Origin of the sequence: Sphingomonas sp. Ag1, from assembly GCF_000980895.1 — a bacterium.
In the GTDB taxonomy this organism is placed as follows: domain Bacteria; phylum Pseudomonadota; class Alphaproteobacteria; order Sphingomonadales; family Sphingomonadaceae; genus Sphingomonas; species Sphingomonas panaciterrae.
This window is the reverse complement of record NZ_LAZX01000089.1, coordinates 24863-51622: the sequence shown is the minus strand read 5'-3', so window position 1 is coordinate 51622 and position 26760 is coordinate 24863. Positions and strand designations below refer to the sequence as shown.

Genomic DNA, 26760 nt, shown 5'->3' with positions numbered 1-26760 from the left:
ATCCAAAGTTTGAAGGCATAATACGCGAACTTAATCGCGTCAGCTCCCCACTTTAGACCGAGGCCGAGGTAATCAGCTGCATTGCGCTTCTTCATACCGCGGGTCCTTTCACATACCCTCAGCTGCCTTGCACCTAAGTGCGAGCCACCAACCAAAGGACAGCTAAACAGTGTAAAACCGAAAAGCTGCCTCCATGCTACTCTATCAAGGTGTTAACCCGATAAGTCGCTGTGAAAGTCCCTTCCGCCGAGGGATCACCTTTATAGGTGCCCGGTGCGAGCCGATCAAGTCGGGCGATGCGCGTTCACCTCGATCAGCGCCGCGCCAAAATCATCCATGCCGGCGCTATCCCGCTTGGACACGTCGCGGCTCTTTTTCGCCAGCCCCAGCTTGATGAGGTTCGCGCCTAGCAGCGTCACGTTGCGGCGGTAGTTTTCTTGATCGACCGGCTTGCCTTCCAGTAGGTCGGCGGTTGCCTGTTCGCACAGCATCGCCAGCGTGGCAGCGTTCATGAGCAACAGGCGCTCCGATGGGGTCGGGTTGCGGCCTAGCTGGTCGGCGAGTTCAAGCCCGATCGACCGGAACCGCTTGGCTTCCATCGTGCGCCCGTCGATCTTGCGACCGGCGATGTTCATGTCGAACGCGATTGGCTCAGTGGACATTGTGGCGGTAACCTGTGGCTTCGATCGCGGCGAGCACGCGCACGCGGGTTCCCGGCGTGACGTTCGGGCGATCGTGGATGACGTTCGACACGGTGGTCGGCGACACGCCGGCATGGCGAGCAACATCGGGGATCGACACGTCGCGGTGGCGCGGGGGCATATTGGTCCGCTTTACCTTCACCAGCGCGGCGGGGTCGTGCTCCACGCGATCGACATAGGCGAGCACCCGCTTACGCACCTCGCCGGCTTCCAGCCCTGCCAGCTCGCATACGGTGCGGAAGTCGTCACCACCGTTGCTGAACCATGCGCGGGCGGACTCCTTAATGGTGCGGCGCTCATCGCCAATGCGGGGCACGCCAGCGGCTTCCTGTGCAGCGTTGACGATCACGCCGACGAATAGCCGCTGTTCGGGGCTGATGACGTTGGCGTTCATGCCGCGCGCCCCAGCGTTGCCTTGCACCGGCATCCGGCTTCCAGCGGTGGCGTGAAGCATGGCCCAAGCGGCGTTGCGAACGGCTGATTGAGGGGCACGCCGTTCCGGTTCATTCCCGGCACCTGTGCATGCGCGAGCCGCACCCGTTCGTCACGAGCGGTGCGCCAAAAGCGGCGTTGGTCGGCGGGCAGCGCGCCGAAGCGCTGTGCGATCTGCCAGCCGGTGAGCTTGGCGGTTTCGGCGATCTGGTGCGCGGCGTTGCCGGCGACAGCCTTGGTGCGAGCTTGCCGGAGTGCTTTGGCGTGGCGGTCCAGTAGCTTTTCGGCTTGCTCCGGGCTGGTGCCGACGCGGATCGCCTTGGCGAGCATCTGGCGCTGTGCGGCGGTGATGCTGCCCCGTGCGGCGACAAGAATGGACTCGGCACCGCGTGCAGGTTCGGCGGCATGGGCGATCAGGGCTTCGCGGATCGCGTGGAGTGACCGGGCTTGTGCGACCGACAGGCCAATAGCGCGGCGGATCTGGGCGGCGCGGCTGTCGGCGCTCCCGCGTGCGGTAAGCATGCGTTCGGCGGTGTCGCGGAGCGCCTTGGCGCTTTCGTGTAGGTAGGCGGCGCGGAATGAGCGGATCGCGTTGTCGCGGGCGGTCACGGCATCGGCAGCGTTCGTGTTCGCGACGTGGCGGGCCTGTGCGGCAGCAAGCGCCGCGACAGCCGCGAAGAACGATGCGAGGGCAGCTAGGCCGCTGGCAGCGTCCAGCGCGTCGGCGAGCTGCCCTTGTTCGGGATCGTCGGTGCTGGTGAGCGTGGCGAGCTGGTCGGCGTAGTGGTCGCGGGCTTCGGGGCCTTCATCATCGGCGTTCGCCATGAGCGCGGCGACAGCAAGCACGTCGAACAGCGCGATTGCGTCATCAAGCGCCGCGTCGATCGTCTCTTTCAGGTCCGCTTCCTGCCGCGCGGTGAGCTGGTCGATTAGGTCGATCACAGCGCCACCTCCGCGACGTTGGCGGACGATGCGAGCAAGTGCGGCTCGATTAGCCGGCGGACGTGCTTCGGCAGCTCATCGGCGATCGTCGGAAAATACATGGTCATGCTGTCGCCGAGCATCCGCTGCATAACGGGAGCGCTGGAAGGCGCGCCCTGTGTCAGCAGGTGGATGGCCAGCTCGACGCATGCCGTCACGATCGCGGGCGGCGTGGCAGCGGCAAGCGGATAGCCGTGCGGGCAGCGATCGGGCACGCGCGGCCATGCCAGCGGCTGTGTCGGTGCGAGGGCGCGGCCTTGCCAGCGCATGCGGTCCAGCAACGCCGTGGCGGTGATGAGGGCTTGCGATTGCGTCTGTTCGGTTGCGCCGTTCCATGCGGCAGCGAACAGGCGGGTTGCCGCGATGCCTTGCGCATCGGCGAGGCTGGCATAGGAGTTCACGCCGGCACGGATCGTCCAGGCGGGCACGGAATCGGTCACGTCAGATAAACCTTGTGGAGCACGCCACCGGGCAGCTTGCGGCGCTCAAGCCGCGCCACCTTGAGGGCAGCGGCGTCGGGCAGCTCGAAAGTGTCGCCGATGGCGATGGGGTGCGGGTGGTCGATCAGCCACACGGTTGCGGTGGCATCGGGCATGGCTTCGCGGGATGCTTGCCCCAGCGCCTTGCCGGGGCTGTAGGTCACACGCGCGCGGTGTTCGGTGCTGGTGCCTTCCTGAACCTTGCCGAACAGGTCACGCTTGCCCGCGTGAAGCTGGCGCACGGTATCGGTCATGAGGGGCAGTAGGTCGGCGAGCATCGGGCACCTTGGAATGAGGGTGCCAGCCGCGCGACCGGAGTAAGGGTCGCCGCTGGCAGTCGGGGTTTTGCATGCGCGGGCACTCGCCGACTTATCCCGCGCCGGGTGGTGGCACCCGGCTCCCTTCCCACTCCGATGCGCGCGGCGGGCAACCTTTCCAGCGCATCGGATTGTGTGGGTGGCTTCGATCGCCCGCCGGGGTGAGCTTATGCGGCCTTGATGCCCTTGAGGCGGGCAGCGGCCTTCGGGTGCTTGATGACGAAGCCCGAATACCATTCGGTGCGCGTGCGGAGCGCGGGCTTGTCGTCCACCTCGCCGAGGTCGCGCGCCTCGATCGGCTTCGTCTGGATGCCGTGGAGCGTGTCAGCGCCGAAGCGGACGGCGTAGATGCTGGTGGTCGCGTTCGCGGTGCCCTGCGTCTCATCGAACGCCAGAATGTCCGCGCCGGTCTCGTCTTCCTCGACCAGCCCGAACGGCACGCCGGCATAGCCTTCCAGCTCGCGGCCGAGCTGGTCGGTGGTGATGGTGAGCGCGTTCACGCTACGGGCCATCTGGCGGACGGTGCGGCGCATGGTCTTGTTCATGAGCAACAGCGAGGGCGTGCCGCGCACAGCGTCGACCAGCTCGTCCAGCATCTTGAACTCAAGCGCGCCGCCATTGGTGCCGGCGGTCAGCACCTGCTCGCCGGTGAGGCGGCGGTTCAAGCCGTCGAACTCCTTGGGGTTCTTGGACGTGTCACCATCGAAAAAAGTGCGCAGCCACGTCAGGGTCGCGGCCTTCGCCTTCATGCCATCGTGAATGGCGCGGGTGTCGTTGTCGCCGGTCTGCATGGCGATCTGCGCAACGTCGAAGTCGCTGTCGCCGCCAAGGATGGTCAGCGTTTCCGTCAGCGGGTTCACGACGCCGGTGGACTCCACGTAGCCTTCATTGAAGCCACGGAACGCCACGCCGGGAAGCGACTGCTCGCGGTTATAGGTGTAGGCGTTGCCGGCGATGTTGATGAACGGCAGCGCGGCGAGCACCGGGTTCTCGGTCGCGAAAATCTCGACAATGCCGGACGTAAGCCGATCGGGGTTCAGCTTCGCCCATTCCGAAATGGTCAGCACTTACAGGTTTCCTCTCTTGTTCTGTTACTTGCGATAGCCACCCGCCATCCGCGCGAAGACGGGCAGCGAAGCGGGGTCGGGGGTGGTCGGCGTGATTGCGGGCTTGCCGCTGTCAGTGGCGGGCACCACCGGCTTGCCGTCGAACACGCCGGTTGCCTTGGCGGTGTGAAACCATGCGAGCTGGTCGGCGGGCGACAGGCTGGCGGGGATCAGGCCGCGCAAATGCTCCGGCACGCCGGCAAGCACGGTAGTGGCGGTGTCGGCGAGCTGTGCCTTGAGGGCAGCAAGCTCCGCGACGGCGGGATCGGGCGTCGGGTTCTCGTTTTCCATGTCGGTTCCTACAGGGGCAGCGCGAGCGCGGCGGACTCGTCGCGGCGGGATTGGAGTTCGCGCATCGCGGCAGCGCGATCGGGGAAACCATCGGGGTTCAGCGCCATAAGGGCGTCAGCTGGCGACCAAAGCCCCAGGTCGATCTTGTCGCGGGTGTTGGCGAGCTGTTCGGCTTCGGTGAGGCTGTCTTGCAGCTCCGCGAAGTCCACGGCGATCGTCGCGTCGTCGGGGATGGTGCCGGGGCGATGCGTGTTCACGACAGCCTTGAGCACCGCGAACAAGCGGGCTTCGGCGATCCGCCATTGCGCGATGTCGTCTAGCCGTTCCTCACGAAGCTCGATGCGCCCCGCGTGCTTGGCGCTGCCGGACTCCGCTACCTTGGACAGGTCGAATACATCGCTACCAACGCCGTGCGTGGCGGCAGTCTGGCGCAACACGAACTCGATCGCCGACAGGATCGACGCAATCGGGGAGTTGGGGCTGGCGAAGCCGAACTGCCCGCCTTGGGGCAGCGCGATTGCGCGGTCAGGGCCGAACTGTAGCACCTCGTTGGCGCTAATGCCGGTCGCCCATGCCTGCCCGTGTGCCTGTGTCTCCACCGAGCGCCACAAGTTCGCCAGCGCGACATTCACGGCGTCTTGCGCCTCGATCAGGTCGTTACCGCCGGGAAGGAAAAACTGGTCGTCCGGGAGTCGGTCGAACAACGGCACGAACGGAAGCACGCCATAGGGATTGGCGTTGCCGGGGTTGCCGTCGATCCGGCGGGGCACACCGCGATAGTTCAGGTGCCGGAAGCTGGTGGCCGACCAATCGGAATAGGTCACGTCTTCGGCGCGGGCCGCGCCGTGCGTGATGATAACACGTTCCGGGTTTTCCGGGTCGCTATAGAGCACGTCCAGCACGTTCGGCGTGATGACGTTGAGCGTCGGCGTGCCGGTCGCGTCGTTGAAGCCGACTTGCAGCAGCCCCGTCTTGCACAGCTTCACATAGCGCGAAGCCTTCTTGAGCACGGCGTCGGCGTTCATCGCACGATAAAGCGCGTCCATCGTCGCTTGATCGACGCCGGTGAACACGCGCCGGGGCTGGATGCGGTAGGTGTTGGCGCGGCGGTTGGTGATCGCGCGCACGACATTGATGCTGAAAAGCCGGAACTGTTCAGGGCGCGACCAGCGACGGGCGATGAGCTTGAGCGTCTCTTGCGACTGCTCATCCCAATAATAGCGAAGACGACGCGCACAATCGTCCTTGCGGTCGCGCGACGCAGATGCTATCCGAACAGTGTCAGTTGCGAACAACACTTGACGCACTAAGCTCCAAACAGACGAAAGTGATAGCAGTATAGCTTAATACTGCTTGCGAGTCACGATCTTTATTCATCGTGGCACCGTATGTGCGCCAACATTTTTCAGCTTCGTTGTCGCGAAGACTTCAAAGCCAATCGGCTGGACAGGCTTGCGAGCACAGTAGGCGTCGAACAGGCGTGAGGCTTCGCGCATCGACCGGCACTCACGCGCGCACGGGGGCGTCATGCTGCCCCCGTTCAACACACACGCCGCGATGGCAGGACCGCGCCCGTGGCAATGGATGCCCTCAAGCTCATACGGGTTCAGGGAGACGTGCCGAAGCGAGTGCGCAGCCCATGCCAGCGCATGCACAAAGTCATCGTGTGCGCCGCGCGGGTGCGTGAACTTGGGAACGGCGGCTTCGCCATCGGTCGCCTTGCCGTCTGCATGCACCTCGAACACGGCGAGTTCGGCGAGTAGGTCTTTGAAGGCAGGGTGAATATGGAGGCGCTGTTCGGCGGCAGCTTGATACAGCCCCATGAAGGCCTGATACTTCGACTTGCGCGATGGGTGGATCACCTCAACGCCGGAGCTGTAGGGTTGGGTCGCGGCCCAATCCGCCACGTCCTGTGCGCCATAGGACTCCAGCGTAGCGCGGCTCATGCCGTAACCCCGATGGTAACCGTCCAGCCGGCTCTTGATGCCGCCAAGCCGGCCAAGGAACACGCTGTCGGCGTCCAGCACGAACAGGTGTTCCTCATCGTCCAGCACGATCTTTGCGACACAGGCGGTCACCGTGCGGTCGCCGTGGCGCGATCCACCGAACGCGCGGTCCAAACCCCCGCCGACGATGTAGGCGGACCCGGCGGCGAGCGCCTTCACGTCCAGTGGATATTCGTGCGTGCATGCTGCCAGCACATCGGCGGGGAACAAGGCGCTGGTCGCATCGCCCCAGCGGTTCAGGTGATACAGCGCGAACTCATGCGGGAGCATCTGGCGCGACAGCGACCGGAGCTTGCTTTCGCTAATCCAAGGCGGCGCGTTGCGGCATGCGTCGTCAAGGTCGGCGTAGGCGATGTGGCTGAACGCGATTGACGTGTCGGGGTCGGTCGGATGGTTCGCGGCCTGATACAGCTCAAAGAGCTTGTTCGACTTAGGGGAGACGGTGCTGTCGATCAGCATGAGGGAGCCGGCGGTGTCCAGTAGCGAACCGGCGAGCGCCGCGAACACCTCATCGCCGCGCGGCGCGGCGTGAAGCTCCGATACCTGGGCGCACGACAGCTTCTTGCCCCAAAGTGCAGCCGGGTTGGCGCTGAACGCCTGAATGGTGGAGCCGGCGGTCGGGAACTCGATGCGGTCGCCAAGCACGTTGATGGTGCCCGCCGCGACCAAACGCTTGAGCAAAGGGGTTTGCTCGAAAGCCTCACGGATCGACCGGAACGCCGTATCGACCACCTGCTTTTCGCTGTTCGCAACAACCGCGACGGTTTCGGTCTGACGAGTGAGGAACCGCCAAACGATAATCATGGCGGATGTGACGGACTTGCCGTGTCGGCGGGGCCAGCAGAACGCCGCGACAGACACGTCCTTGCCGTCCAGCGCCTTGGCGATCTCCGCGCTTTCGCGGGGGCCGGGAACGAACGAGGTGAACCCGCCGGTGCTCGACCGAACGCGCGGCTGCACGTCATCAAGAAACTGGAAAAAGCCCGCGCTGCCGGAACGCCATGAGGCGATCGACGCGGCGAGGCTGGACGTGGCAGACGTGGTGGACAAGCGGACGGACTCGGGAGCTGATTTGAACGCCGCGTGGTTCGCGGGATCAGCCAAACGACGCTCGGCTTGAGCGGCCCTTGTCCGGGCGTGGACCGCACGCGGTCCGATCGGGTTTGTGGTGCCTTGTGCCGCTTCGCGGCTAGTGGCTCGCCGTGTTCACCGTGAGCGCGCTAACGTGTTCGCCTCAAACGCCGTGAGATTGAGGCACCCCGGAAGCCAGTGGATATGACCCGATCCTCTAGCGGGGTTCTCGGGATCGCCGTGAACTCGGTGAGTATATCAAACCCGGAAGAAAAAGAGAACAGGAAAGTTGCTTGCACGCCGATCCCTGTTCATCCCCAAAGCTAAAGGAAAACAAGCGAGCCGTCACGGAGTGACGGCGAAGCTGGTCACCCGACCGAAGGGAGGGTGAACGTCTCATCCCTCACCTTGATCTTTAGAACGTCTGTCGTCCCGCCTTCGGCGTGACGACAAGCTGCGCCTCCGCTTCGCTTCGGCTTGCTTGGTTTCCTCGCTTCGCTCGGTGTTCAAAACACACGGTATGTGTCGTCAAAAGTTTCTAGCTAAAATCAGACGACACGTTTTTGAACGGGGTGGAAATGGCGGTTTTCCGTGGTTCCGTTTTTCAGGCATCCTCCAAAACCACCGATTCCACCCCGTTCAAAAATTGTCCGGGTGAACGGGGTGGATTGTGGCTTTCGGCACGATCAAACGCAGCCCACACCGGCGCGTCTGCCGGCTCACACTCAAGCCGGCCAATGCGCGCGATAGCCTCATTCACCCGCACACGAAGCGATGGTTCAGGAAACCCATGATCGCGGCCAAGCGCCAGCATGGCGCGCGCTACATCGCCACCAGTAACCTCGCCGGCATGTCGGCGCTCAATCGCTACCAGCACCTGCCAAACGTCACAGGTGAACGCGATCGTTCGATCGGGTAGGTTTCGCAGCCAGGTCGGTGCGCCCGCTGCCCGCGCTTGGCTCACAAGTGCTTCGTGGCGCTGGTCGCGCTCATCGTCCAGTGCTGCCAGCGCTGCCGGCGTGGCTGTCTTCGCCCGTTTGGCCTTCCGCTTGTCTTCGGCGCGCCCCTGCCGCTTGCGCTTCGCTTCTTCGGCACGCTGCGCAGACAGGTCGTCCTCATTGTCCGAGGTCCAGCCACGTTCATCACAGGCTGTCGCGAACTCGGTAAACGTGGCGTGCTCATATCGGGCCGTGCCCTCAAGGCCCTGTGTAGCGGCTTCCCACGCCAATCGCTTTGCGGCGATCCCCGCATCCATCTCAATACGCTGTTCGGCAAACTTGTTGCACGCGGGCTGCGATGGACAGCCCTTGCAGCCGCGCGGCGGTCCCTGCTCACCTTTGAATGTCGGGCGTGTATCGAACTCGCCGCGAAGATACTCAACGGGGTTCGCGAAACAGGCGAGCTTGCCGATAGGCTTGTGCTTGATATGGCCGTTGGCGTCGATTGAAACGTCACGTATAAACAGGCGCTCCTGCCGATTGCGGTAACGTTGAACGCGCGGAACATGCTTGCCGTCACGGCTGACATAAGCTATATTATTCGCGATCATTGGTTTTCTTCATCTAGTGATCTTTCCTAAAGGCTTACTCGCCCGCCGGTTTGTCCGGCGGGCTTTTTTCTGTCCTTTAGAATACGTCAGAATCACTCAAAAATCAACGACGCGGTTTTGAACGGGGTGGATTAGCTCGCCGACGTGATCGCCCCGAACTCCACGCCATCAAAGCGCACCTGCTCCATCACCGGCGCGAGGAACCGCACCGTGCCCTGTCGCACAGCGCCATAGCCGGCGGTGGTGCTTTTCTGGTCATGCCCCAGCGCGACGGCGATCTGGTCATCGACAAGTCCGACCTCCACCCGAAGCCGGTCTGCCAGCTCATGCCGGAAGCTATGCGCCCCCAAACCATCGGCCCCCGCCTTCACGCCGATGCGGGTGAGGTAGTCGCGCCAGAACGCCGAAGGCTCCGCGCCTAGCTGGTCACGATCGTTCGCCACCAACTCCGGGAACAGGCGGCTATCGCCACCAGCCGCGCGGCGTTCCTCCACGAACGCGACAAATCCAAGCTCCACCAGCTTGGCATGCGCGACCGATGCCCGCGACTGCCCTGCTTTCGTGGTCTGCCCCTTCTCCGGCGCGTGCTGAATGTCGATGATCCAAGCACCGCCTTCGTGCTGTGACACGTCTTCGGCGCGGAGTTGTGCCGCCTCGCCGACGCGCATGCCGGTGAACAGGCACAACAACGGAATCCAATACCGCCAATCGTTCGCACGAACCTTGCCGGGGCGGTGCTCCTTGCCGTCCGCCTCAAACCCGGTGAACAGGGGCGATGCTAGAACCTTGTTCAAGCGATCCGTGCCAAGCGGCGGACGCGGGTTCTTGCCACGCACCTTGTCGTGAAACAGGCCGGCGCACGGGTTCGACAAGTCCCACCGTTCCTTGATGAGCCACGCGAACAGCGGCGATATGGTGGAGAGGTGCTTGTTCACCGTCGTGAGCGCCGTGCGGGGCATATCGGCATCGCGGGCCTTCGCTGCCGCTTCTCGCATCGACAGGCCGCGCATATCGGCCCTGTCGCGCCATTTGGGCGGTAGCTGGCGCAAGGTGTCGCGGTATTCGCGGACGTGCTCCGGCTTGATCGACGCGACAGCGCGATCGACGCCGACGAACGCCGCGAACTGCTCGATGACCTTGCGGTCCTGCTTGAGCGTGTCGTCGCGCTTGCGGCCTTCGGCAAGGCGCTGTTCGGCGTAGCGGTCGAACAGGTCCAGCAACGCCTCACCGGGCTTGGCTTTGTCTTGCTCACGCTGGCGCACACGGGCTACCAGTGGGCTTGCGACAGAAGCCTCCAGGTCGCCACGGGCGCGGGCATGGCTGGTTTTCAGCGCCGCCATGCGAGCGGCGTTCAGGTCGGCGAGGAACTGCCGGTAAGCCGGTGTGTCGGGCTCAAGGTCTAGCCCCATGCCTTCGATAATCTCGCCCGCTATGCCCTCTACTAGCGAGTGATCGCCTGTCGCTGCCAGCGGCGTGAAGGCATCTAGCGCGGCTTCCGTGCGGTGCATGTGCCGACGCCAGCCACCGGGTTGCTGTCGGCGCATGTCGCTCTGCGCCAGCGCCTCGTCGTGCCCGAACTCGACTGCCAGCGCCTCTAACTCCGCTTGCGTTGGCTTCCGGCGTGCTGGCGCTGCCACGGGCATCGTCACGAACGTATCACCCCGAGCGATCGCCCATTCCCGCTTCCATTCGTCTAGCACCGCCAAGGCACGATCGGACGCGATCCGGCGATCGGTCGTGCGCATCGACATCGTTCGCTCTTTGGGTTTGCCGGGGCTGTGTAGTGCGCGCGGGATCGGCACGCGAAGCTGCCAAATGCCGCGATTACCGCGCTGAACAAGGTAGGTGGCGAGAGACATGGAAGACGGGTTCCCAGTGCAAGTGCTGTAGCAACTTGTAGCACGGGTGCTGTAGCAAGTAGAGTCCAAAAGCCGCAGAAAACCACGACTCGCGGTCAGTCCTGTGTCAAGACAGACCGTACATTCCCATCCTGTCTCCCCGACCAACTCACGCCGGCGCCGTTGCGATCGCGATCGAGGCGTATTCAGCCGTACTGACGGAGCCGCCCACCGAAGCCTATTCCTTGTCCGACGTGCCGGCCTCCAGGATCGACACGATCGAAAACAGGGTAAAGCAGACGGCGCCAAGCCCCGCCAGAACGCGCGCCGGGACGAAGAAGCCCGGGTTCGCGGTGGCCGCTTCTGCAAGGAAGGCGGAAAAGAACAGGCAGGCGAGGCAGGTCAGGACCGGAAGCAGCGGAATCCGGTTCGCCAGTGCGCATTCGCGCCGCCAGGTCAGCGCCAGCAACCACACCTTTGACACGATGCTGAAGCACACCATGCCCAGCCCGAGCAGGACGCACCCGGGGGCGATCCGATCTACCCGGTCATCTCCGAACAGGACGATCACTCCCCAACCAAATGCCGCTGCTCCCATCAACAGGACCCACAGCGTCCACGCCCATCTTTCTCCCTCGCCAAATTCGTTGCGCACCTGCCGCACCACCGTCGACACCAACGAGATAAGGCTTGCGCAAATGGCCGTGATGCCGAGCAGGACGTGGCCGGCGACATAATCAGGCGTCTCGGCGGCACGCGCCAGCAACATCGCCGCCCACAACGCACCAGCGACGGTAGCTATGACAGGCACGGCAATCAGCGCCGCGCCGGTCGCGCGGCTGTACGCCTCGGCGGGCGGACCGTCCTGCGCGCGGCCATGCGCATTTCTGGGGATCAGCGTGAAGGCACTTGATGCCGTCGCGACGGTGCTGACACACGCAGCAATCAACCCCACGCCGGCTATCACATGGCCGGCAACGAAGCTGGGCACGCTCCCCTGTTGAATGATCGCGAAGCCCCAGATCACGGTCGCACCCGCGGCGGAATAGCCGATCACGGGGAGGATGACCTTCCATGCCGGACTGAACGTGTGCGTTAGTTGCCGGATGATCATCGCGGCGGTCGTGAACAGGGCGATGCAGATGGCGGTCAGCGACACCAGAATGTGTCCGGCGACGAAATCATTGGCATCCGTGCCGTCCCGCAACACATACAGGCCAAGGCCGAGGCACACTGCCCCCATCGCCAGGGGAATGATCCGGAATAGGATGCTGATCCAATAGTTCACGGGCATCCTCCTGCTCGGCGGGGCAAGGGGCTGTACGCTCCGTCCGCCCCTGCGAACACGCCACGCCATCACATGGCCGGCCGCTGGGGCAGGATCCAATAGGCAAAGATACGATCGCGCCGGGATGCCGCCGGCGTTGGTTCGGCGTGTTTACCCTGCCGCTCAGGCTGCGTAGCTTGCCCGCCCGGCCACCCGCTCGTGCCAGGCGCGAACGTGGTCGCGCTCTGCCAGCGGCTCCATGCCGATCAGCTGGCCGAAATCGATGATCGTCACCGCCGCGATATCGGCCATCGAATAGTCATCTCCCGTGATGAACGCCCGCGCGTCCGACAGCTCGCGGTCGAACCAGCGCATGGCGCGATGCAGCAGGTCGCGGTTCGATGCGCCATAATCCGTGTACTGCGTCAGCAGCGCCGCCGTCGCCGGATGCGCATGGCGCCAGAACATCTTCACCGGCTCGCCGATCTGAAGCTCGACCCGGCGGATCCACATGTCGACCAGCGCCTGCTCGGTCGGCGTCTGCCCGAACAGCGACGGCGCGTCGGCCACGCTGTCGAGATAGCGGCAGATCGACACCGTCTCGGAAATCATCGTTCCGTCATCAAGCTCAAGCACCGGCACCTGGCCAAGCGGATTGCGTGCCAGATGGTCCGGCGCCTTGTGCTCTCCCCGCCGGAGATCGAGCATGACCTCCTCCAGCGTGATGTCCTTCTCGGCGGCGGCCATGCGGACGCGGCGGGGGTTCGGGGCCGGCGACGGCGCGCTGTACAATTTCATGCCGCCATCCTGACCCAGCCGCGCCCAAAACAAAAGCTGGCGCCGCAGCAGCACGGACCGCCCGACGCCAACGCGTAATTTGCCGCCTCCCCACGGAGATAAAGCCACGTTCGCGCATTTCCGGTAAGCCCATGACACTGCCCCAGAGCCTCTCCATCGCAACGCTCCTGGGGATGATGGCGCTCTTCATCTGGGGGCGGTTCCGCTATGACGTCACCGCGATCATCGCGCTGCTCGCCGCGTTGCTGCTCGGCATCGTGAAGCCGGAGGACGCGTTTCGCGGCTTTTCCGACGATATCGTCGTGATCGTCGGCTCCGCGCTGGTGATCTCGGGGGCGGTGCAACGCTCGGGCGTGCTCGAACGCGCGCTGCGCAAGGTGAGCCGCCACGTCACCCGGGTCCGCTCGCAACTGCTGGTGCTCACCGGGACGGTCGGGGTCGCGAGTGCGCTGGTGAAGAACATCGGCGCGCTTGCCATGCTGATGCCGGCCTCGTTCCAGATGGCGAAGCGCAACGATACCAGCCCGTCGGTCTTCCTGATGCCGATGTCCTTTGCCGCATTGCTCGGTGGGCTGATGACGCTCGTCGGCACCTCGCCGAACATCATCGTCAGCCGCGTGCGCGAACAGATGACGGGGCACCCGTTCGGCATGTTCGACTACACACCGGTCGGCCTCGGGCTGTTCGTCATCGGCCTGGTCTATCTGCGGTTCGCCTATCGCCTCGTCCCGCGCGACCGCCGCGCCGCCGCGACGATGGGTGAGGCACTGGATATCACCGGCTATGTCACCGAAGTAGTGCTTCCCGCCGGGTCGCCGGCAGTCGGGGAGACGGTGCAGGCGTTCCTTGATCGGCACGAGGGCGAGATCGTCCTCACCCAGATGCTGCGCGCCGGGCTGCGCAGCGCGCCCGGCATGGCGATGACGCTGGAGGAAGGTGACACGCTGATCCTCAGCGGCGCGCCCGACGCGTTGGAGCGGGCGATCGCCACCGATCGGCTCGCCTATGAGGGCGAGGGGCGCGAAGCGGCGCAGGAACAGCGCGACAAGGACAAGGGCAGCAGCACGGGCGAGATCGGCGTGATTGAGGCGGTGGTCAACATGGGCGGCATGCTGGAGGGGCAGACCGCCGGCCGCCTCAACCTCCAGCGGATGTTCGGCGTCAACCTGGTCGCGATCTCGCGCCGCGGCGAGCGGCTGTCCCGCCGCCTCGCCAACACGGTGCTGCGCGCCGGCGATGTCGTCGTGCTGCAAGGCCCGCTTGATACGATGCCCGAAAGATTGCGGCAGCTCGACTGCCTGCCGCTGGCGGAACGCGACCTGCGGTTGGGCTCGCGCCGCACCACCTGGTTGCCGATCCTTGTCCTAGGGGGCGCCATGTTCCTGACCGCAATGGGCTGGGTGCCGGTGGCCGTCGCCTTCTTCGCCGCGGCGGGCCTTGTCATGGCGACGGGCGCGATCAGCCCGCGGGAGGCCTATGACCATGTCGAATGGCCGATCCTCATCATGCTCGGCGCATTGATCCCGGTGTCGGATACGCTGCGAACGACGGGCGCGTCGGAGGTGATCGCGACCGGCCTTGCCCATGTCGCCACCACCCTGCCCGCCTGGGGCGCGGTCGCGCTGATCCTCGCCGCGACAATGGCGGTGACGCCGTTCCTGAACAACGCCGCGACAGTGCTGGTGATGGCGCCGATCGCCGCGCAATTCGCCGGCGATCTCGGCTATCGGCCGGAGGCGTTCCTGATGGCGACCGCGGTCGGCGCGGGGTGTGATTTCCTCACCCCGATCGGGCATCAGTGCAATACCCTGGTGATGGGCCCGGGCGGATACCGTTTTGCGGATTATGCGCGGCTGGGCGCGCCGCTCTCACTGTTGGTGCTGGTGCTGGGCACCCCGCTCATCCTGTTCTTCTGGCCGCTCGCCTGACCGCGGCTACAGATTGGCCTGCTCCTCCTCGGGCAGGTCGGCATCGGGCCCATAATAAAGCTCGGCACATTCCGCCGCGAGGCAGCCGCCCTCGATCTCGATATCGTCGCGATACGCGTCGGCAATGAACGCCAGCGTGTCGACATGCTTCGCCTCGAAATACATCGGGTGAACGTCATCACGCCCCGCGCCGAACACGACCCGCCCGACCTTCGACCAGATCGACGCCATGGTGCACATCCCGCACGGCTGCAGGGTGGAATAAAGCGTCGCGCCGCGCAGTTCGAGCTCACCGATCCCCTCGCACGCGCGGCGGATCGCCATCATCTCGGCATGGGCGGTCGCGTCGGGCAATTCGTGCGTCTGGTTGCGCTCCGCGGCAATGACCTTGCCGTCCAGGACGATCACGCATCCGAGCGGCGATGTCGAGGGATGCGACCCCTTCGACCGCGCCACCTCCAGCGCCAATCGCATCCACCGTTCATCATCGTCCTTGCGCATCAGCCAGCCCTTTCCCCCGCCCCAACGCGTCAGGCACCAATTGGCCGCGCTGGTTCTGGGTCAGTCCGCGTTCCCCCGCCGCGCGGCGGCGACCGCCTCGCGCAGCGTCGGCAGCTCGACCGCGCCGGGCAGCAGGTAGCGCCCGATCACCAGCGCCGGCGTGCCGGCCAGGCCGATCGCACGGGCGTAGCGGTGGGTACGTGCCAACGCCGCGTCGATCGCCTCGTCATGCTTGACGAGATCAGCCTGCAGCCGCGCCCAATCCAAGCCGGCCCGGTCCGCGGCGATACGGATCGACTGGCTGGTGATCCTGCCCTGCGTCTGCATCAGCGCATTGTTGAACGCCGCGTGCCGCCCCTGGTAATTGGCCGCGATCGCCGTCCGCGCCGCCTCGCGAGAGACCGCGCCGAACACCGGCCAGTCGCGATACACCACGCGCAGCTTCGGGTCCTCGCGCCGCAATTGCTCCAGCGCCGGGTGGACCTTGCGGCAATAGGGGCATTGATAATCGGAAAACACCACCATCGTCACATCCGCACCCGCCGGCGCGACTGTCGGGGCGACGCTGTCATTCTGGATCTGGCGATGCAGCGACGCGGCGTTGGAGGTGATGTTCTGCGCCGTCACCGCCGGTGAAACGGTCAGGGCCACAGCAAGCGCGGCCAGCGCCTGCACCATAAGAAAACGGCCAGTGACCATCAGCTTCCTTCCAGTTCGTCGATCGCGGCCATCAGGCTGGCGCGCGAGATTTCGCCCGTGTGGCGGCGGGTGATCCGGCCCGCCGCGTCGACGAACACGGTGGTGGGATAGCCCCCCGCCCGCGTGGCCGCAGCGACATGGCTCGTGGGATCGAGCACCACGGCGTCCCCCGCCAGCCGCTCCGCCGCCAGGAAGCGCCGCACGGCGGCCTCGCTCTCGCGCTGGTTGATCAGCAGCACCGGCGTGTCGGACGCTCGCGCCACATCGATGATCATCGGCATTTCGCGGCGGCACGGTCCGCACCAGGTGGCCCACAGGTTCAGCACGAACGGCTTGCCGCGCAGCGCATCGATCGCGACTGGCTTTCCGTCCAGATCATGCAGCGTCAGTCCGCGTGGCAGTGGCTGGGGCGCCGGGGCGAGGACCGCGCTCAGCGCCGCGTGGCCGAGTGACAGCACGGCCAGCACCGCGATCATCCACGCCGTCGCCCCGCGCCGTCCCAGCGCCAGCAGCAGGGTGAGCGCCGCCGCCATCACGCCGATCCACGGGGCAAAACCGCCCTGCCAGATGGCGATGACCGACCATGGCTCGACGCGAAACGCGTCCAGATGCTGCACGACGAAGCCAAGCCGCGCCGCCACGATCCCGACGACCAGCGCCACGCCCGCGGCGCGCTCGGCCGCCGCGCCCGTGCGCCGCGCCACCATCATGCCGGCCGCGAGGAACAGCCACATCGCCGCGATCGCCAGCGCACGATCGGCCGCGATCATCACTGGCCCGATCGTCCATATGCCGTCCATATCCGGTCGCCTCGTCGTCGTCAGGCGCGCCAGGGCACCGGTCATCGATGCGGCCGCGTGCCGCCCGCCGGTCACTATGGCGCGGGGCAGAACAGATCAACCGAGCCCGCACCCGCCCCCATGGTGTCGCACCCCCGCCGATCAAGCCACCTTTCAGCACCTTATTCTTTATTGTGCACTGCAACATCTTGGGTTGAGGCTGTGGCGCTTTCGCTGCATGGCAGCATTTCGTCACATGTGAGCAACAAAGCTTGGAACCAAAGCTTTGTTGGTTCGGTCCGCCGATAGATGCCCGCCACCGCCACCACGCCCTATGAATTCAAGCCGCACGAGCGGCCCTTCCTGCCCGGATCGCCGGCGACGCCCGACCATCCGATGGGGCGGCGGATCGCCTATGCCGCGATCGGCGTGCTGCTGGGCCTGACGGGTGGGCTCAGCAACGGCCTGCTGCTCGCCAATCTGCCGCAGATCCAGGGCTCGCTGGGGCTCAGCCCGGTGGAAGGCGGCTGGCTCAGCGCGATCTATTCGATGACCAGCGTGTGCATGAGCATGTTGCTCATCAAATTCCGCCAGCAATTCGGGCTGCAGCGCTTCAATCGCGTGTTCCTGACCGGCTTCCTCGCGGTCACCGTCCTGCAGGTGTTCGTCCACAGCTATGGCGTCGAACTGCTGACGCGCGCGGCGGCGGGGATCGTCGGCAGCGGCCTCTCCACGCTATGCTTCTTTTACATCATGCAGGCGATGCCTGCCCCGGCGCGCCTGTCGGGCATGATCATCGGCTTTGGCCTCGCACAACTTGGCCTGCCCCTCGCCCGGGTCATCTCCCCCTTCCTGCTCGCGGATGGCGACATCCAGAACCTGTTCGTGTTCGAACTCGGCCTGACGCTGCTGTGCCTCGGCTCGGTCGCGCTGCTGCGGCTGCCACCAAGCGAGCGGTTCCAGGCGTTCGAGAAGCTCGATTTCCTCACTTTCGCATTGTTCGCGCCGGGCATGGCGCTCCTGTGCGGGGTGCTGGTGCAGGGACGCATCGTCTGGTGGAGCACGGCCTGGCTCGGCTATGCGACCGCCGCCGCGATCATCCTGATCGGCGCGGCGATGCTGATCGAGCACAATCGCGCCAATCCGCTGCTCAACACGCGCTGGATGCGCACGCGCAACGTGCTGCGCTTCATCATCATCGTCGCCGCGATCCGGGTGCTCCTGTCCGAACAGACCTATGGCTCGACCGGGCTGCTGACCGCGCTGGGGATGGGCAATGACCAGCTCGTCACGCTGAACGTCATCATCCTCCTGGGCTCGATCGCCGGGATTGCCGCCGGGGTGCTGCTGCTGAATCCCAAGGATCTGCTGTGGCAGGTGGTCGCGTCGGCGATGATCATCGCCGTGGTGGCCTTCATGGATTCGGATGCGACCAACCTCACCCGCCCGGGCAATTTCTATCTCAGCCAGGGGCTGCTCGCCTTTGCCGCCCTGTTCTGGATGGGCCCCGTCACGATGGTCGGCATCCTGCGCGCCATTTCAAAGGGGCCAAGCCACATCGTCAGCTTCTCGGCCGTATTCGGCATTGCGCAGACGGTGGGCGGGCTCGCAGGCACGGCGTTCCTGGGCACCGTGCAGATCGTGCGAGAGCGGCTCCATTCGCAGGAGATCGTCCACGGCCTCGTCGCCGGCGACCCGCTCGTCACGCAGCGGCTTCAGCAGCTTGGCGGCGCCTATGCCCGCGTCGAGGGCGATCCGATGCTACGTCAGGCGGAGGGCGCCGTCCTCTTCGGCCAGCAAGTCACGCGAGAGGCGAACATCCTCGCCTTCAACGACGTATTCACCGGCGTCGGCATCCTCGCCGTGCTGGTGGTGCTGTGGCTTGGCGGGCGGTGGGTCTGGCTGAAGATACACGGGATCAATCCGTTGGCGGAGGAACTCGCGGCGATGCAGAAGATGCGGGAGAATGCGGCACAATGAATGACGCGACATCGCGCCGGGACCAGGCGGTGGCCGAGGAGCGGCTGGAGGATCCGGTCGAAACCACCGCGCCCGAGCCTGATCGTGGCCGCGGCTGGGCGCCGCCGCGCGGCGGCCTGCTCTCGACATTGTTCTTCGTCGGGCTGCTGATCGCCGGCGCGCTGATCGCGCTGTGGGCGTGGGACCTGCCGCCGTTCCGCCGTAGCCTGCAGACGACTGACAATGCCTATGTCCGCGGGCAGACGACGATCATCGCGCCGCAGGTGAACGGCTATGTCACCAGCGTGGAGGTGCGCGATTTCGAGACGGTGAAGGCGGGGCAGGTGCTCGCCCGGATCGATGATCGCATCTACCGCCAGCGGGTCGAACAGGCGCGCGCCGCGCTGGATACGCAGCGCGCGAATCTCGCCAACTCGCAACAAAGCGAACGCTCGCGCCGTGCCGCCGTGGGTGGGCAGGACGCCGCGATCGCCAGCGCCCGCGCGCAACTTGCCCGCGCTCAGGCGGACATGCGCCGCGTCGACGATCTGGTGGCGCAGGGGTCGGTATCGCTGCGGGAGCAGGATCAGACCCGCGCCGCGCTGGCGCAGGCGCAGGCGGCGGTCCGCCAGGCGGAGGCGCAGCGCACCATCGGCGAGCAGGAGGTCCGCTCCGTCACCGTCGGGCGCGGCGGCCTGGAGGCAGCGGTGGCGAACGCGCGCGCCGCGCTGCGCCTTGCCGAGATCGACCTTGCCAACACCATCATCCGCGCGCCCCAGGCGGGGAAGCTCGGCGAAGTCACCGTCCGCCTTGGCCAATATGTCACCGCTGGCACGCAATTGATGTTCCTCGTCCCGCCGACCGTCTGGGTCTCGGCCAACTTCAAGGAAGCGCAGACCGCGCGCATCTTCCCGGGCCAGCCCGCGGTGCTGCACGTCGATGCGCTGGGCGGCGCCGAGATCCGCGGCCGGGTCGAGCGGCTGTCGCCGGCGGCGGGCAGCGAATTCTCCGTCATCCGCCCGGACAATGCGACCGGCAATTTCGTGAAGGTGCCGCAGCGGCTCACCGTGCGCATCGCGCTGGATCAGCGTAGCCCGCTGTATCCACGGCTCAGCCCCGGCATGTCGGTCGAGGCGGCGGTCGATACTAGCGGCGCGCCCGCCCCGGCGACGAGGTAGGCGCCAGACGATGAGGACACGCTCTTCGCTCGCGCTCCTGCTTGCGCTTGCCGGCTGCGCCGCGCCCAACCCGCCCCGGCCCGAGGCGGCCGGCATCACCGCGCCACTGCAATGGCGCACCACCCTGCCCGCCGGCGCCGCGCTCGACGGCGACTGGTGGCGCCGCTTCGGCGATCCGGTGCTCGACACGCTGGTGGAACAAGCGCGCGCCAACAACCCCGACGTCGCGATCGCTGCGGCGCGTGTGCAGGAGGCGCGCGCCAACGAACGGCTCGCCCGCGCGCAGCTCTTCCCCTCACTCGACGCCGGGGTCGGCGTGACGGAGGCGCGCGCGCTCAACCCCTTGGGGGTCGCGGCCGAGAATACCGGTGTGCAGCCGCTGTTCCAGGCCGCCTATGAGGTCGATCTGTTCGGCCGCATCGGCAATCAGGTGGAGGCCGCGCGCCAGTCCACCGCCGCCACCGCCGCCGCGCGCGACGCGGCGCTCCTGTCGGTCACCGCCGCCACCGCCAGCGGCTACATCACGCTGCGCGCGCTCGACGCCCGCCGCGCCGTGGTAGAGGCGACGATCACCTCGCGTGCGGAGGCACTACGCTTTGCCAAGTCGCGCGCCGACGTCGGCTACACCTCGCAGCTCGAATTGCGCCAGGCGGAGGCGGAATATCGCGCCACGACGCAGATCCTGCCGCAGGTGCAACTGGCGATCACGCGGCAGGAGAACGCACTGAGCACCCTCACCGGCGTCACCCCGCGCGCGATCCCGCGCGGGCGGCCGCTGTCGGCGCTGGCCCCGCCCGGCGTGCCCGCCGGCCTGCCATCCGATCTGCTGCGCCGCCGGCCCGATATCGCCCAGGCCGAATACAGCCTTGCCGCGACCGACGCCTCGCTCGCCGCCGCTCGCGCGCAATTCCTCCCCTCGCTTCGGCTGACCGGATCGGCTGGCCTCACCTTGTCGACCGCGCTTGCCGATCCGGTGTCGATCTGGTCGATCGGCGCCAGCATCCTTGCGCCCTTGTTTCAGGGCGGGCGGCTCACCGCCAATGTAGAGGGGGCGGCGGCACGGCGCGACCAGGCGGCCTTCACCTATCAGCGCACCGCCCTCACCGCCTTCCGCGAGGTGGAGGATAATCTGGCCGCGGTCGACCGCCTCGCCGCGCAGCGGCGGGAGCTTGAGGCGCAGCGCACCGCCACGGCGGAGGCCCTGCGCCACGCCATTAACCGCTATCGTGCGGGCTATGCGACCTATCTGGAACAGCTCGATGCGCAGCGCACCTTGCTCAACGTCGATCTGACCCTGGTTCAGCTGCGCGCCGACCAGATCAACAGCGTGGTCGCGCTTTATCAGGCGATGGGCGGCGGCTGGTCGGCGGATCAACCCGCCGGCTGATCGTGCTGATCGCGCGCACCCGAAAACCCGCGGCCCGTCCCGCCCCCTGAGAGCCACCGTCGCTGCGCCGCAAGGGAGTACAACGCAGCCGGCAATACGGCCTCAGAGAGCGAGGGCCCAGGGAGGAGCGGCGCGTCGGGGGGGGAGGTAGGCGCGCACCGCTCAGGGAACTGGTCTCAGCTGGCGGACTGGGTGGCCGCCAGCTTGTCGAGATCGGCGATCAACGCGGCGCGATCCGCATCGGCCGCCTTGGCGAGGTAAGCGCGCGTGTCGCCGACCTTCTTTGCCACGTCCTGCTGGATCGCGCTGCGGCTGGCGTTGCACCAGCCCGGACGGCTGCCGTTCGCGACATTGTTCTCGACGAAGCTGCGCGAGGCCATCATGCCGCCAGCGCCGGTCGCGGTGCGGTTCACCTCCATATTGGCGGTCCATACGCAGCGCAGCGAGGACGGGCGGCCCGGCGGGGCGACTGCCCCCACCTGCTTCTGCTGGATCTTGATGTCACCGCGATAATCGGCCTGCACGGCGCCGGACGCATGTTCGACCGACAGGCTGTGGGTCGCCGCAGGGGCACCGGTCGCCGCGGCGGCGGCAGCTGCAAAAATGGCAAGAAAGGTCATGATCGTTCCTGAAAGGTAAAGGCGAGCGGCCGCCGACCGGGTCGGCGCGCGAACCGCATCGCGCGGCGTCGTCGCCGCCGCTCGTCAGTGGGAAAATTGGCGGATCAGGCCGCCTGTGGTTGCCAGGCCATGGCGTGAAGTCGGTCCTTCACCTGCAGCCGCAGCCACTTCAGACGCAGCAGGCGGAAGGCGTCCGGTGCGCGTCGCGTCAATTCGGTGCGGATCTGCTCATCCAGCCGCGCATGCAACTGGGTCAATTTATAACGAAGGAAACTCAACGCCTCTCTCCAATCAAAGATTGAACGATCGGGTCAGCGATGATGTTAAGAGGCAGACTCAGGCCTACATCGAGCTAACCCGATGCGGTCCGACATCACGTTCGTCCTGAGACGAGCGCCAGAGGGGCCCGGTCCGCACGGTTGAAATTAATTCCTGGGGCCAAAATATCAAGCGCCGGTAACATTACATTTTGTTGCACAAACCTCAGGACTTTGGTGCATTTGCGCGCACTTCGGGCCCATCCGACGGCGCCGTCCCGGCGGCGCCCTGCCCCTCGCCCAGCGAGCGCAGATATTCCTCATGATCGGCCGCCGTCCCGACGAAGCGCTTCATCCGCGCCAGCCGCTCGGCCGGGACGGACAATTCCGCCTTGGCCAGCTCATCGGCGATATAGGTCGCGTTGAAATCGGGTACGCCGGCGCGCTTCAGGTTGCTGGCATTGCGCATCGAATCACCGCTGCACAGCAGCAGCTGCCAGCCATAGTCGCCCATTTCGAACAGCGCCCGGCCGCCAAAGTCACCCTGTGTCCAATCGGCCAGCGCATGGTTGCCGCTCACCACAATCGGCCCGACGTCGATCGGTGCCAGCGGGCTGCCGAAATGCGCCTCTGTCGCCTCACGCACCCGGCGCTCCTCGACCACGGGGTTGGTGATCCCGCAGCCGGCGAGCAGCAGCGCCAGCGCCGGAAACACCCACCTAAGCACGGATCAGCTTTCGCAGCCGATCGAGCGCCCGGTCCTCAGGCTCGGCGGCATCCATCGTGGTGGCGAACTCGCCGTTGCGATCGAACAGCAGGATGCGCGCAGTATGATCGATCGTGTAATCGCCATTGGGCAGCGGCACGCGCTCGACATAGATCTTGTACGCTTCCTCCATCCGCTTCAGCTCGGCCGGCTCCCCGGTCAGGCCGATGACCGGCGCGTCGAACATCGACAGGAAGCCCGCGATATCCTCGCTCTTGTCATGCTCGGGATCGACCGAGACGAAGACGATGTTCATCTTGTCCCCGTCCGCGCCCAGTTTCTGGTGAAGCAACGCCATGCGGTTCATCGACGTGGGGCAAATGTCGGGGCAGCGCGTGAAGCCGAAGAAGATCGCGTAGGGCTTCCCCTTCAACGTCTGCTCGGTGACGGTCTTGCCGCTGGTATCCACCAGGCGAAAGGCGCCGCCCGGCGCGTTCTGCGCTGCCGCCTCGTCAGCCTTGACGGGCGCCGGCGACGAACAGGCCGCCGTCCCCAGCGCGAGCGCCGCGGCCAGCAACGCCGTGACATGCGTGGTGCGGATGCGAGGGCGGGTCATTGATGGCCTCCATGCGGATGCGCCGGCGCGGCGGCACCAGCGGCGCGGACGGTGAAGACCACCTTCACCTCTCCCGCCTTGGCAAAGCGCAGCGTCGCGGGCACGCGCTCACCCTGCTTCAGCGGCGCGGTCAGGCCCATGAACATGATGTGGTTACCGCCGGGCGCCAGCGCGATCGTCGCGCCGGGCGCCAGCGCAATGCCGCCGCTCAGCGGTCGCATCCGCATGATGCCATTCTCGGTCGTCATGCTGTGCAGTTCGACGCGCGCGGCCCGCGGCGTTGACACGCTGATCAGCCGGTCGGCCGTCTTTCCGCCATTGCGGATCTGGGCATAGCCTGCGCCGACGGTGGCGCGCGGCGCCGTGGCGCGCGACCATGGCTGGGAAATGGTGATGTCACCCTTGCGCACATCCTGCGCCGCCGCCGGCAGCGACAGGCTGGCGAAGGCCATGATCAGGGGCAGCGCAAATCGATGGGTCATTGCAACTCCTCGCGTCGGCGCGGCCGAGAGTGCCGGTGGCAGGGGTCCTGCCGTCCGCGGGCATGGCGTCGCCGATCCTTGTCACCCGGCTGCTAGCGACCCTGCCCGCCCCGGTCACTTGGACATTCTGTCCCAGACCGGCGATGCTGCCCGCGTGGTGCCGCATCGTCCGCCGCCGCGATCAGCTCGGTCAGGCTGACCGGCCGCACCTCCATCTGCTCCAGCAACGCGAGCATGTCGTCCCACCAGCCGTGGAAACGCGCCAGCCCTGCCGCGTCGCGCACATAGGGCGTGTTCCCCGGCACCAGGCTTGGCGAATGGAAGGAAAAGGTGAGCAGTCTTTCGCCGGCCGCCACCGCCTCGCGCACCGCGGCCGCTGCCTCGCCGAACGACACGCCCTCGGGCGACAGCGGCACGCGCGACAACAGCCCCGTTCGCGCCATCACGCCGCGGCCACGCGGTATTCTGCCTGCCAACCGGTGCAATGCTCCCCCGCCCCGGCGCAGCGCGCCGATATAGCGCGTCGTCAGCGGCACCTCGATCAACCCCTCGGGCGCCAGGCGAAAGGCAGCGCTGCCGATGGCGCTGAAATCCGGCCCGCCGGCGGCGCTATAGTCATGCAGCGCGCGCATCGATGTCTCGACGCGATAGCCGCGCGCCGCCAGCAGCGCGGGCATGCCGGGCCCCAGGCCGTAGCGCCCGGTGCGAAACGCCAGCGGCTGCGCCCCGAACGCGGCCGTTATCGCGGCGGTCAGTTGGTCGACCTTCGCCGCGACCAGCGCGGGATCGAGGTTGCCCGCAAAGGACGCCCAGCCGCTCGGCGCCTCGTCATGCGGCGGATTGACCCAGGGATGCAGCTGCGCGCCGATCGTGCTGCGCCCATCGGCGATCAGGCCGCGCAGCGTATCGATCGCCGCCGCGCTGGTCGCCACCGGATAATCGCACAGATAGCAGGGCGCGACCCCGTGGTCGGCAAGGCGACGGTGCATGTCGGGCAACGCCGTGATCGCCTCGACCGCAATGGCGTCGCGCCTGAACGGCGCCGACCAGTCGAATTCCTCCTCGGTATCGACGAACACCATGAACCGGCGGCCGAATGACGGGGGCCATGCAATGTAATCGGCTGGCGGCGGCGGCGGTACGCGCCAGCCTTTCGCGGCGCCGCTGCTCACCCCTTGTGGGTCGCCGCCTGCCCCAGCGTGCCGGCCGCCGCTGCGGGCAGCGACACCACCATCCGGTCGGCCGTGATCATCATCTGCCCGCCCAGGCTCGCCGCCAGATTGCGCACCAGCCGCAGCGCAAAGCCGGTGCCCAGCAGCGGCGCGCCGGGCAGTTCCGCCTCACGCTCCGCATCCAGCGTCAGCAGTTCGTCCTCGGACAGGTCGGCCAGCGCGCGGGGCAGCGTCACCGACACCAGGGAGGTATGAAGCCCCGAGGCGCCTGCCGTCACGGTGATCGCCTCGTCCGGCTGCGCCGCCGACACGATGGTCCCGATTAAGCGGCCCAGCAGCCGCTCCGTGGCGCGATCGTCGCATGCCACGGCGATCGCGGCGTCCATCGGCGCGATCGTCAGCGTGCAGCCGCGCATCGTCGCCAGCGATTGCAGGTCTGCCGCAATCCGTTCCAGCACCGGGGCAAGCACCACCGCCGCCGGGCGCAGCTGCAACGCATCGCCCTCGATTCGCGCGGCGAGATCCAGGTCCTCGATCGCCGCGATCAGGTCCGCCGCGAGGCTGCGGATCGCCGCCGCCCGCTCACGATACACCGGCGCGACCGGCCCCAGCAGCTGCGATTCGATCAGCTCGGAGAAACCGGCAATGGCATTGGTCGGGGTGCGCAGTTCGTGCACCAGCCGGCGCAGCCCCTCGACATTGCCTTCACCCTTGGATGGCGGCGCGCGCTCGTCCAGCCGCGGGCGACGCGCGCTGCCGCGATAGCCGGCAAAGCGACCCGTGCCGTGGTCGAATAGCGGCGTCGCCGACAATCGCCACTCACCCGCCAGCGCCGCCCCGCCCTCCAGCGACAACCGCGCATCGGTGAAACTGGTGCGCGCCCGGATCGCGCTGCTCACCACGCCATCGACCTGCGCCGTGCCGCTGCCCGGCAGCATCAACGACAGGCCGACCAGCGCGCCGCGCGGCATCGCGTCGGTCCAGCTGATGACCCCATCGGGCCCGGTTTCGAAGCGGAACGTGTCCACCACGCGCAGCCGCGGCGCCGGCTTCACCGGCCCGCGCGCGCGCTGGAAACTGGCGATCCGGTCAACGAGCTCGGAAATCTCGAAACCGCCGGTGTCGCGCGGCTCGGGCGGCGGGGGCAGATCCAGCACGACCTCGTTCAGCTCGGCCACCTCAGCGGCCCCGGCCGGCAAGGCCGCAACCGTCTCGTCCGCCGGGATCGCCGCGCCATCATATCCAAGCGAGAAATCGGTCGATCCGAATGCCTCCAGCGCGCGGACCACGCTCGCCGGCAGATCGTCGCGCCGGCGCAGCGCCGCCCGACCCACCGGCCCCAGCTGCGGGATCATCGCCAGCCATCCCTCGGCCGGCAACTGCGCCGCGCGCAGCGCCGCCGATGCAATCTCGGGCGCGTCGTCGGCAAAGAAGGCGACCAGTTCGGCCGGTGGCTGGCCCAGCGCAAGGCTGCGGGCCGCGGCCGCGCGCACGGCGGCCGGAACCAGGCCGCGCAATGCCCGCAAGCGGCCGATCGTCTCCGCTTCGGGCTGCACCCTGCCCCGGGCGATCAGGTCGGCAAGCTGGCGGAACGTCGCCTGCGCGCCGAACGCGGTGGAGGAATCCGCAGCCAACACAGT

General features: G+C 66.7%; 27 protein-coding genes. 4 read left to right on the top strand and 23 right to left on the bottom strand.

Going from position 1 to position 26760, the window contains the following annotated elements; translation table 11 throughout:
• Positions 1-284 precede the first annotated feature (284 nt).
• The 13 genes from XM50_RS08415 to XM50_RS08355 all read right to left on the bottom strand — a co-directional run bounded on the left by XM50_RS08415 (position 285) and on the right by XM50_RS08355 (position 12836).
• Positions 285-662, bottom strand: a complete 378-nt coding sequence (locus XM50_RS08415) for a hypothetical protein (protein WP_046408867.1) — start codon at positions 660-662, stop codon at positions 285-287.
• Positions 652-1095: a LacI family DNA-binding transcriptional regulator gene (locus tag XM50_RS20830; protein ID WP_231621905.1), complete on the bottom strand. Its 444-nt coding sequence runs from the start codon at positions 1093-1095 to the stop codon at positions 652-654. The genes XM50_RS08415 and XM50_RS20830 overlap by 11 nt, the downstream gene beginning before the upstream one ends.
• The gene (locus XM50_RS08405) at positions 1092-2075 is read right to left on the bottom strand and encodes a hypothetical protein (RefSeq protein ID WP_046408865.1); all 984 of its coding nucleotides are present in this window, start codon (positions 2073-2075) and stop codon (positions 1092-1094) included. Before XM50_RS08405 ends, XM50_RS20830 begins: the two co-directional genes overlap by 4 nt.
• The gene (locus XM50_RS19195) at positions 2072-2554 is read right to left on the bottom strand and encodes a DnaT-like ssDNA-binding protein (RefSeq protein ID WP_052742505.1); all 483 of its coding nucleotides are present in this window, start codon (positions 2552-2554) and stop codon (positions 2072-2074) included. Before XM50_RS19195 ends, XM50_RS08405 begins: the two co-directional genes overlap by 4 nt.
• On the bottom strand, positions 2551-2871 hold the full coding sequence (locus tag XM50_RS08395) for a hypothetical protein (protein WP_046408863.1): 321 nt from the start codon (positions 2869-2871) through the stop codon (positions 2551-2553). Before XM50_RS08395 ends, XM50_RS19195 begins: the two co-directional genes overlap by 4 nt.
• A gap of 206 nt (positions 2872-3077) precedes the next feature.
• On the bottom strand, positions 3078-3977 hold the full coding sequence (locus XM50_RS08390) for a major capsid protein (RefSeq protein ID WP_046408862.1): 900 nt from the start codon (positions 3975-3977) through the stop codon (positions 3078-3080).
• A gap of 24 nt (positions 3978-4001) precedes the next feature.
• Positions 4002-4307, bottom strand: a complete 306-nt coding sequence (locus XM50_RS08385; RefSeq protein WP_046408860.1) for a hypothetical protein — start codon at positions 4305-4307, stop codon at positions 4002-4004.
• A gap of 8 nt (positions 4308-4315) precedes the next feature.
• Positions 4316-5434, bottom strand: a complete 1119-nt coding sequence (locus XM50_RS08380) for a hypothetical protein (protein WP_197075473.1) — start codon at positions 5432-5434, stop codon at positions 4316-4318.
• 246 nt (positions 5435-5680) lie between these two features.
• Positions 5681-7417 carry a terminase large subunit domain-containing protein gene (locus XM50_RS08375; RefSeq protein ID WP_197075472.1) on the bottom strand — a complete coding sequence of 579 codons (1737 nt, stop codon included), beginning with the start codon at positions 7415-7417 and terminating at the stop codon, positions 5681-5683.
• Between the two features lie 571 nt (positions 7418-7988).
• A complete protein-coding gene (locus tag XM50_RS08370; protein ID WP_046408858.1) occupies positions 7989-8933 on the bottom strand; it encodes a hypothetical protein in 945 nt (314 codons plus the stop codon).
• Positions 8934-9064: 131 nt separating this feature from the next.
• Positions 9065-10792 carry a tyrosine-type recombinase/integrase gene (locus tag XM50_RS08365; RefSeq protein WP_082102887.1) on the bottom strand — a complete coding sequence of 576 codons (1728 nt, stop codon included), beginning with the start codon at positions 10790-10792 and terminating at the stop codon, positions 9065-9067.
• A 217-nt stretch (positions 10793-11009) separates the two neighbouring features.
• The gene (locus XM50_RS08360; protein WP_046408856.1) at positions 11010-12059 is read right to left on the bottom strand and encodes a DUF2776 family protein; all 1050 of its coding nucleotides are present in this window, start codon (positions 12057-12059) and stop codon (positions 11010-11012) included.
• Positions 12060-12221: 162 nt separating this feature from the next.
• Positions 12222-12836: a glutathione S-transferase family protein gene (locus tag XM50_RS08355; protein ID WP_046408957.1), complete on the bottom strand. Its 615-nt coding sequence runs from the start codon at positions 12834-12836 to the stop codon at positions 12222-12224.
• Positions 12837-12967: 131 nt separating this feature from the next.
• On the opposite strand from XM50_RS08355, the gene XM50_RS08350 reads away from it, so the two are divergent.
• Positions 12968-14764 carry an SLC13 family permease gene (locus tag XM50_RS08350; protein ID WP_046408855.1) on the top strand — a complete coding sequence of 599 codons (1797 nt, stop codon included), beginning with the start codon at positions 12968-12970 and terminating at the stop codon, positions 14762-14764.
• 6 nt (positions 14765-14770) lie between these two features.
• On the opposite strand, the gene XM50_RS08345 is transcribed toward XM50_RS08350, so the two are convergent.
• The 3 genes from XM50_RS08345 to XM50_RS20070 are packed head-to-tail and all read right to left on the bottom strand — an operon-like array spanning position 14771 to position 16764.
• Positions 14771-15265, bottom strand: a complete 495-nt coding sequence (locus tag XM50_RS08345) for a nucleoside deaminase (protein ID WP_046408854.1) — start codon at positions 15263-15265, stop codon at positions 14771-14773.
• A 60-nt stretch (positions 15266-15325) separates the two neighbouring features.
• Positions 15326-15964 (bottom strand): DsbA family protein, encoded by a 639-nt coding sequence (locus tag XM50_RS08340; protein WP_046408853.1) that lies wholly within the window; start codon positions 15962-15964, stop codon positions 15326-15328.
• Positions 15964-16764, bottom strand: coding sequence for a TlpA family protein disulfide reductase (locus tag XM50_RS20070; RefSeq protein WP_197075468.1), 801 nt, complete (start codon positions 16762-16764; stop codon positions 15964-15966). The genes XM50_RS08340 and XM50_RS20070 overlap by 1 nt, the downstream gene beginning before the upstream one ends.
• 288 nt (positions 16765-17052) lie before the next feature.
• Between XM50_RS20070 and XM50_RS08330 the strand changes: the two genes are divergently transcribed.
• From XM50_RS08330 to XM50_RS08320, 3 genes are read left to right on the top strand one after another with little or no spacing between them, the layout of a single operon-like run.
• A complete protein-coding gene (locus XM50_RS08330; RefSeq protein WP_046408852.1) occupies positions 17053-18723 on the top strand; it encodes an MFS transporter in 1671 nt (556 codons plus the stop codon).
• Entirely contained in the window at positions 18720-19880 is a 1161-nt protein-coding gene (locus XM50_RS08325) for an HlyD family secretion protein (RefSeq protein ID WP_082102882.1), read from the top strand. The genes XM50_RS08330 and XM50_RS08325 overlap by 4 nt, the downstream gene beginning before the upstream one ends.
• 10 nt (positions 19881-19890) lie before the next feature.
• Positions 19891-21267, top strand: a complete 1377-nt coding sequence (locus tag XM50_RS08320) for an efflux transporter outer membrane subunit (protein WP_046408850.1) — start codon at positions 19891-19893, stop codon at positions 21265-21267.
• A gap of 176 nt (positions 21268-21443) precedes the next feature.
• On the opposite strand, the gene XM50_RS08315 is transcribed toward XM50_RS08320, so the two are convergent.
• The 7 genes from XM50_RS08315 to XM50_RS08290 all read right to left on the bottom strand — a co-directional run bounded on the left by XM50_RS08315 (position 21444) and on the right by XM50_RS08290 (position 26757).
• Positions 21444-21887, bottom strand: coding sequence for a hypothetical protein (locus XM50_RS08315; RefSeq protein WP_046408849.1), 444 nt, complete (start codon positions 21885-21887; stop codon positions 21444-21446).
• A 104-nt stretch (positions 21888-21991) separates the two neighbouring features.
• Positions 21992-22165: a DUF465 domain-containing protein gene (locus XM50_RS19630; protein ID WP_082102880.1), complete on the bottom strand. Its 174-nt coding sequence runs from the start codon at positions 22163-22165 to the stop codon at positions 21992-21994.
• Between the two features lie 205 nt (positions 22166-22370).
• Positions 22371-22871, bottom strand: coding sequence for a copper uptake system-associated protein (locus XM50_RS08310; RefSeq protein WP_156167205.1), 501 nt, complete (start codon positions 22869-22871; stop codon positions 22371-22373).
• The gene (locus XM50_RS08305; RefSeq protein WP_046408848.1) at positions 22864-23466 is read right to left on the bottom strand and encodes an SCO family protein; all 603 of its coding nucleotides are present in this window, start codon (positions 23464-23466) and stop codon (positions 22864-22866) included. The genes XM50_RS08310 and XM50_RS08305 overlap by 8 nt, the downstream gene beginning before the upstream one ends.
• Positions 23463-23948, bottom strand: a complete 486-nt coding sequence (locus tag XM50_RS08300; protein ID WP_046408847.1) for a copper chaperone PCu(A)C — start codon at positions 23946-23948, stop codon at positions 23463-23465. The genes XM50_RS08305 and XM50_RS08300 overlap by 4 nt, the downstream gene beginning before the upstream one ends.
• Before the next feature lie 92 nt (positions 23949-24040).
• Entirely contained in the window at positions 24041-25120 is a 1080-nt protein-coding gene (locus tag XM50_RS08295) for a polysaccharide deacetylase family protein (protein ID WP_231621904.1), read from the bottom strand.
• Positions 25117-26757 (bottom strand): sensor histidine kinase, encoded by a 1641-nt coding sequence (locus XM50_RS08290; RefSeq protein WP_231621910.1) that lies wholly within the window; start codon positions 26755-26757, stop codon positions 25117-25119. Before XM50_RS08290 ends, XM50_RS08295 begins: the two co-directional genes overlap by 4 nt.
• Positions 26758-26760 lie beyond the last annotated feature (3 nt).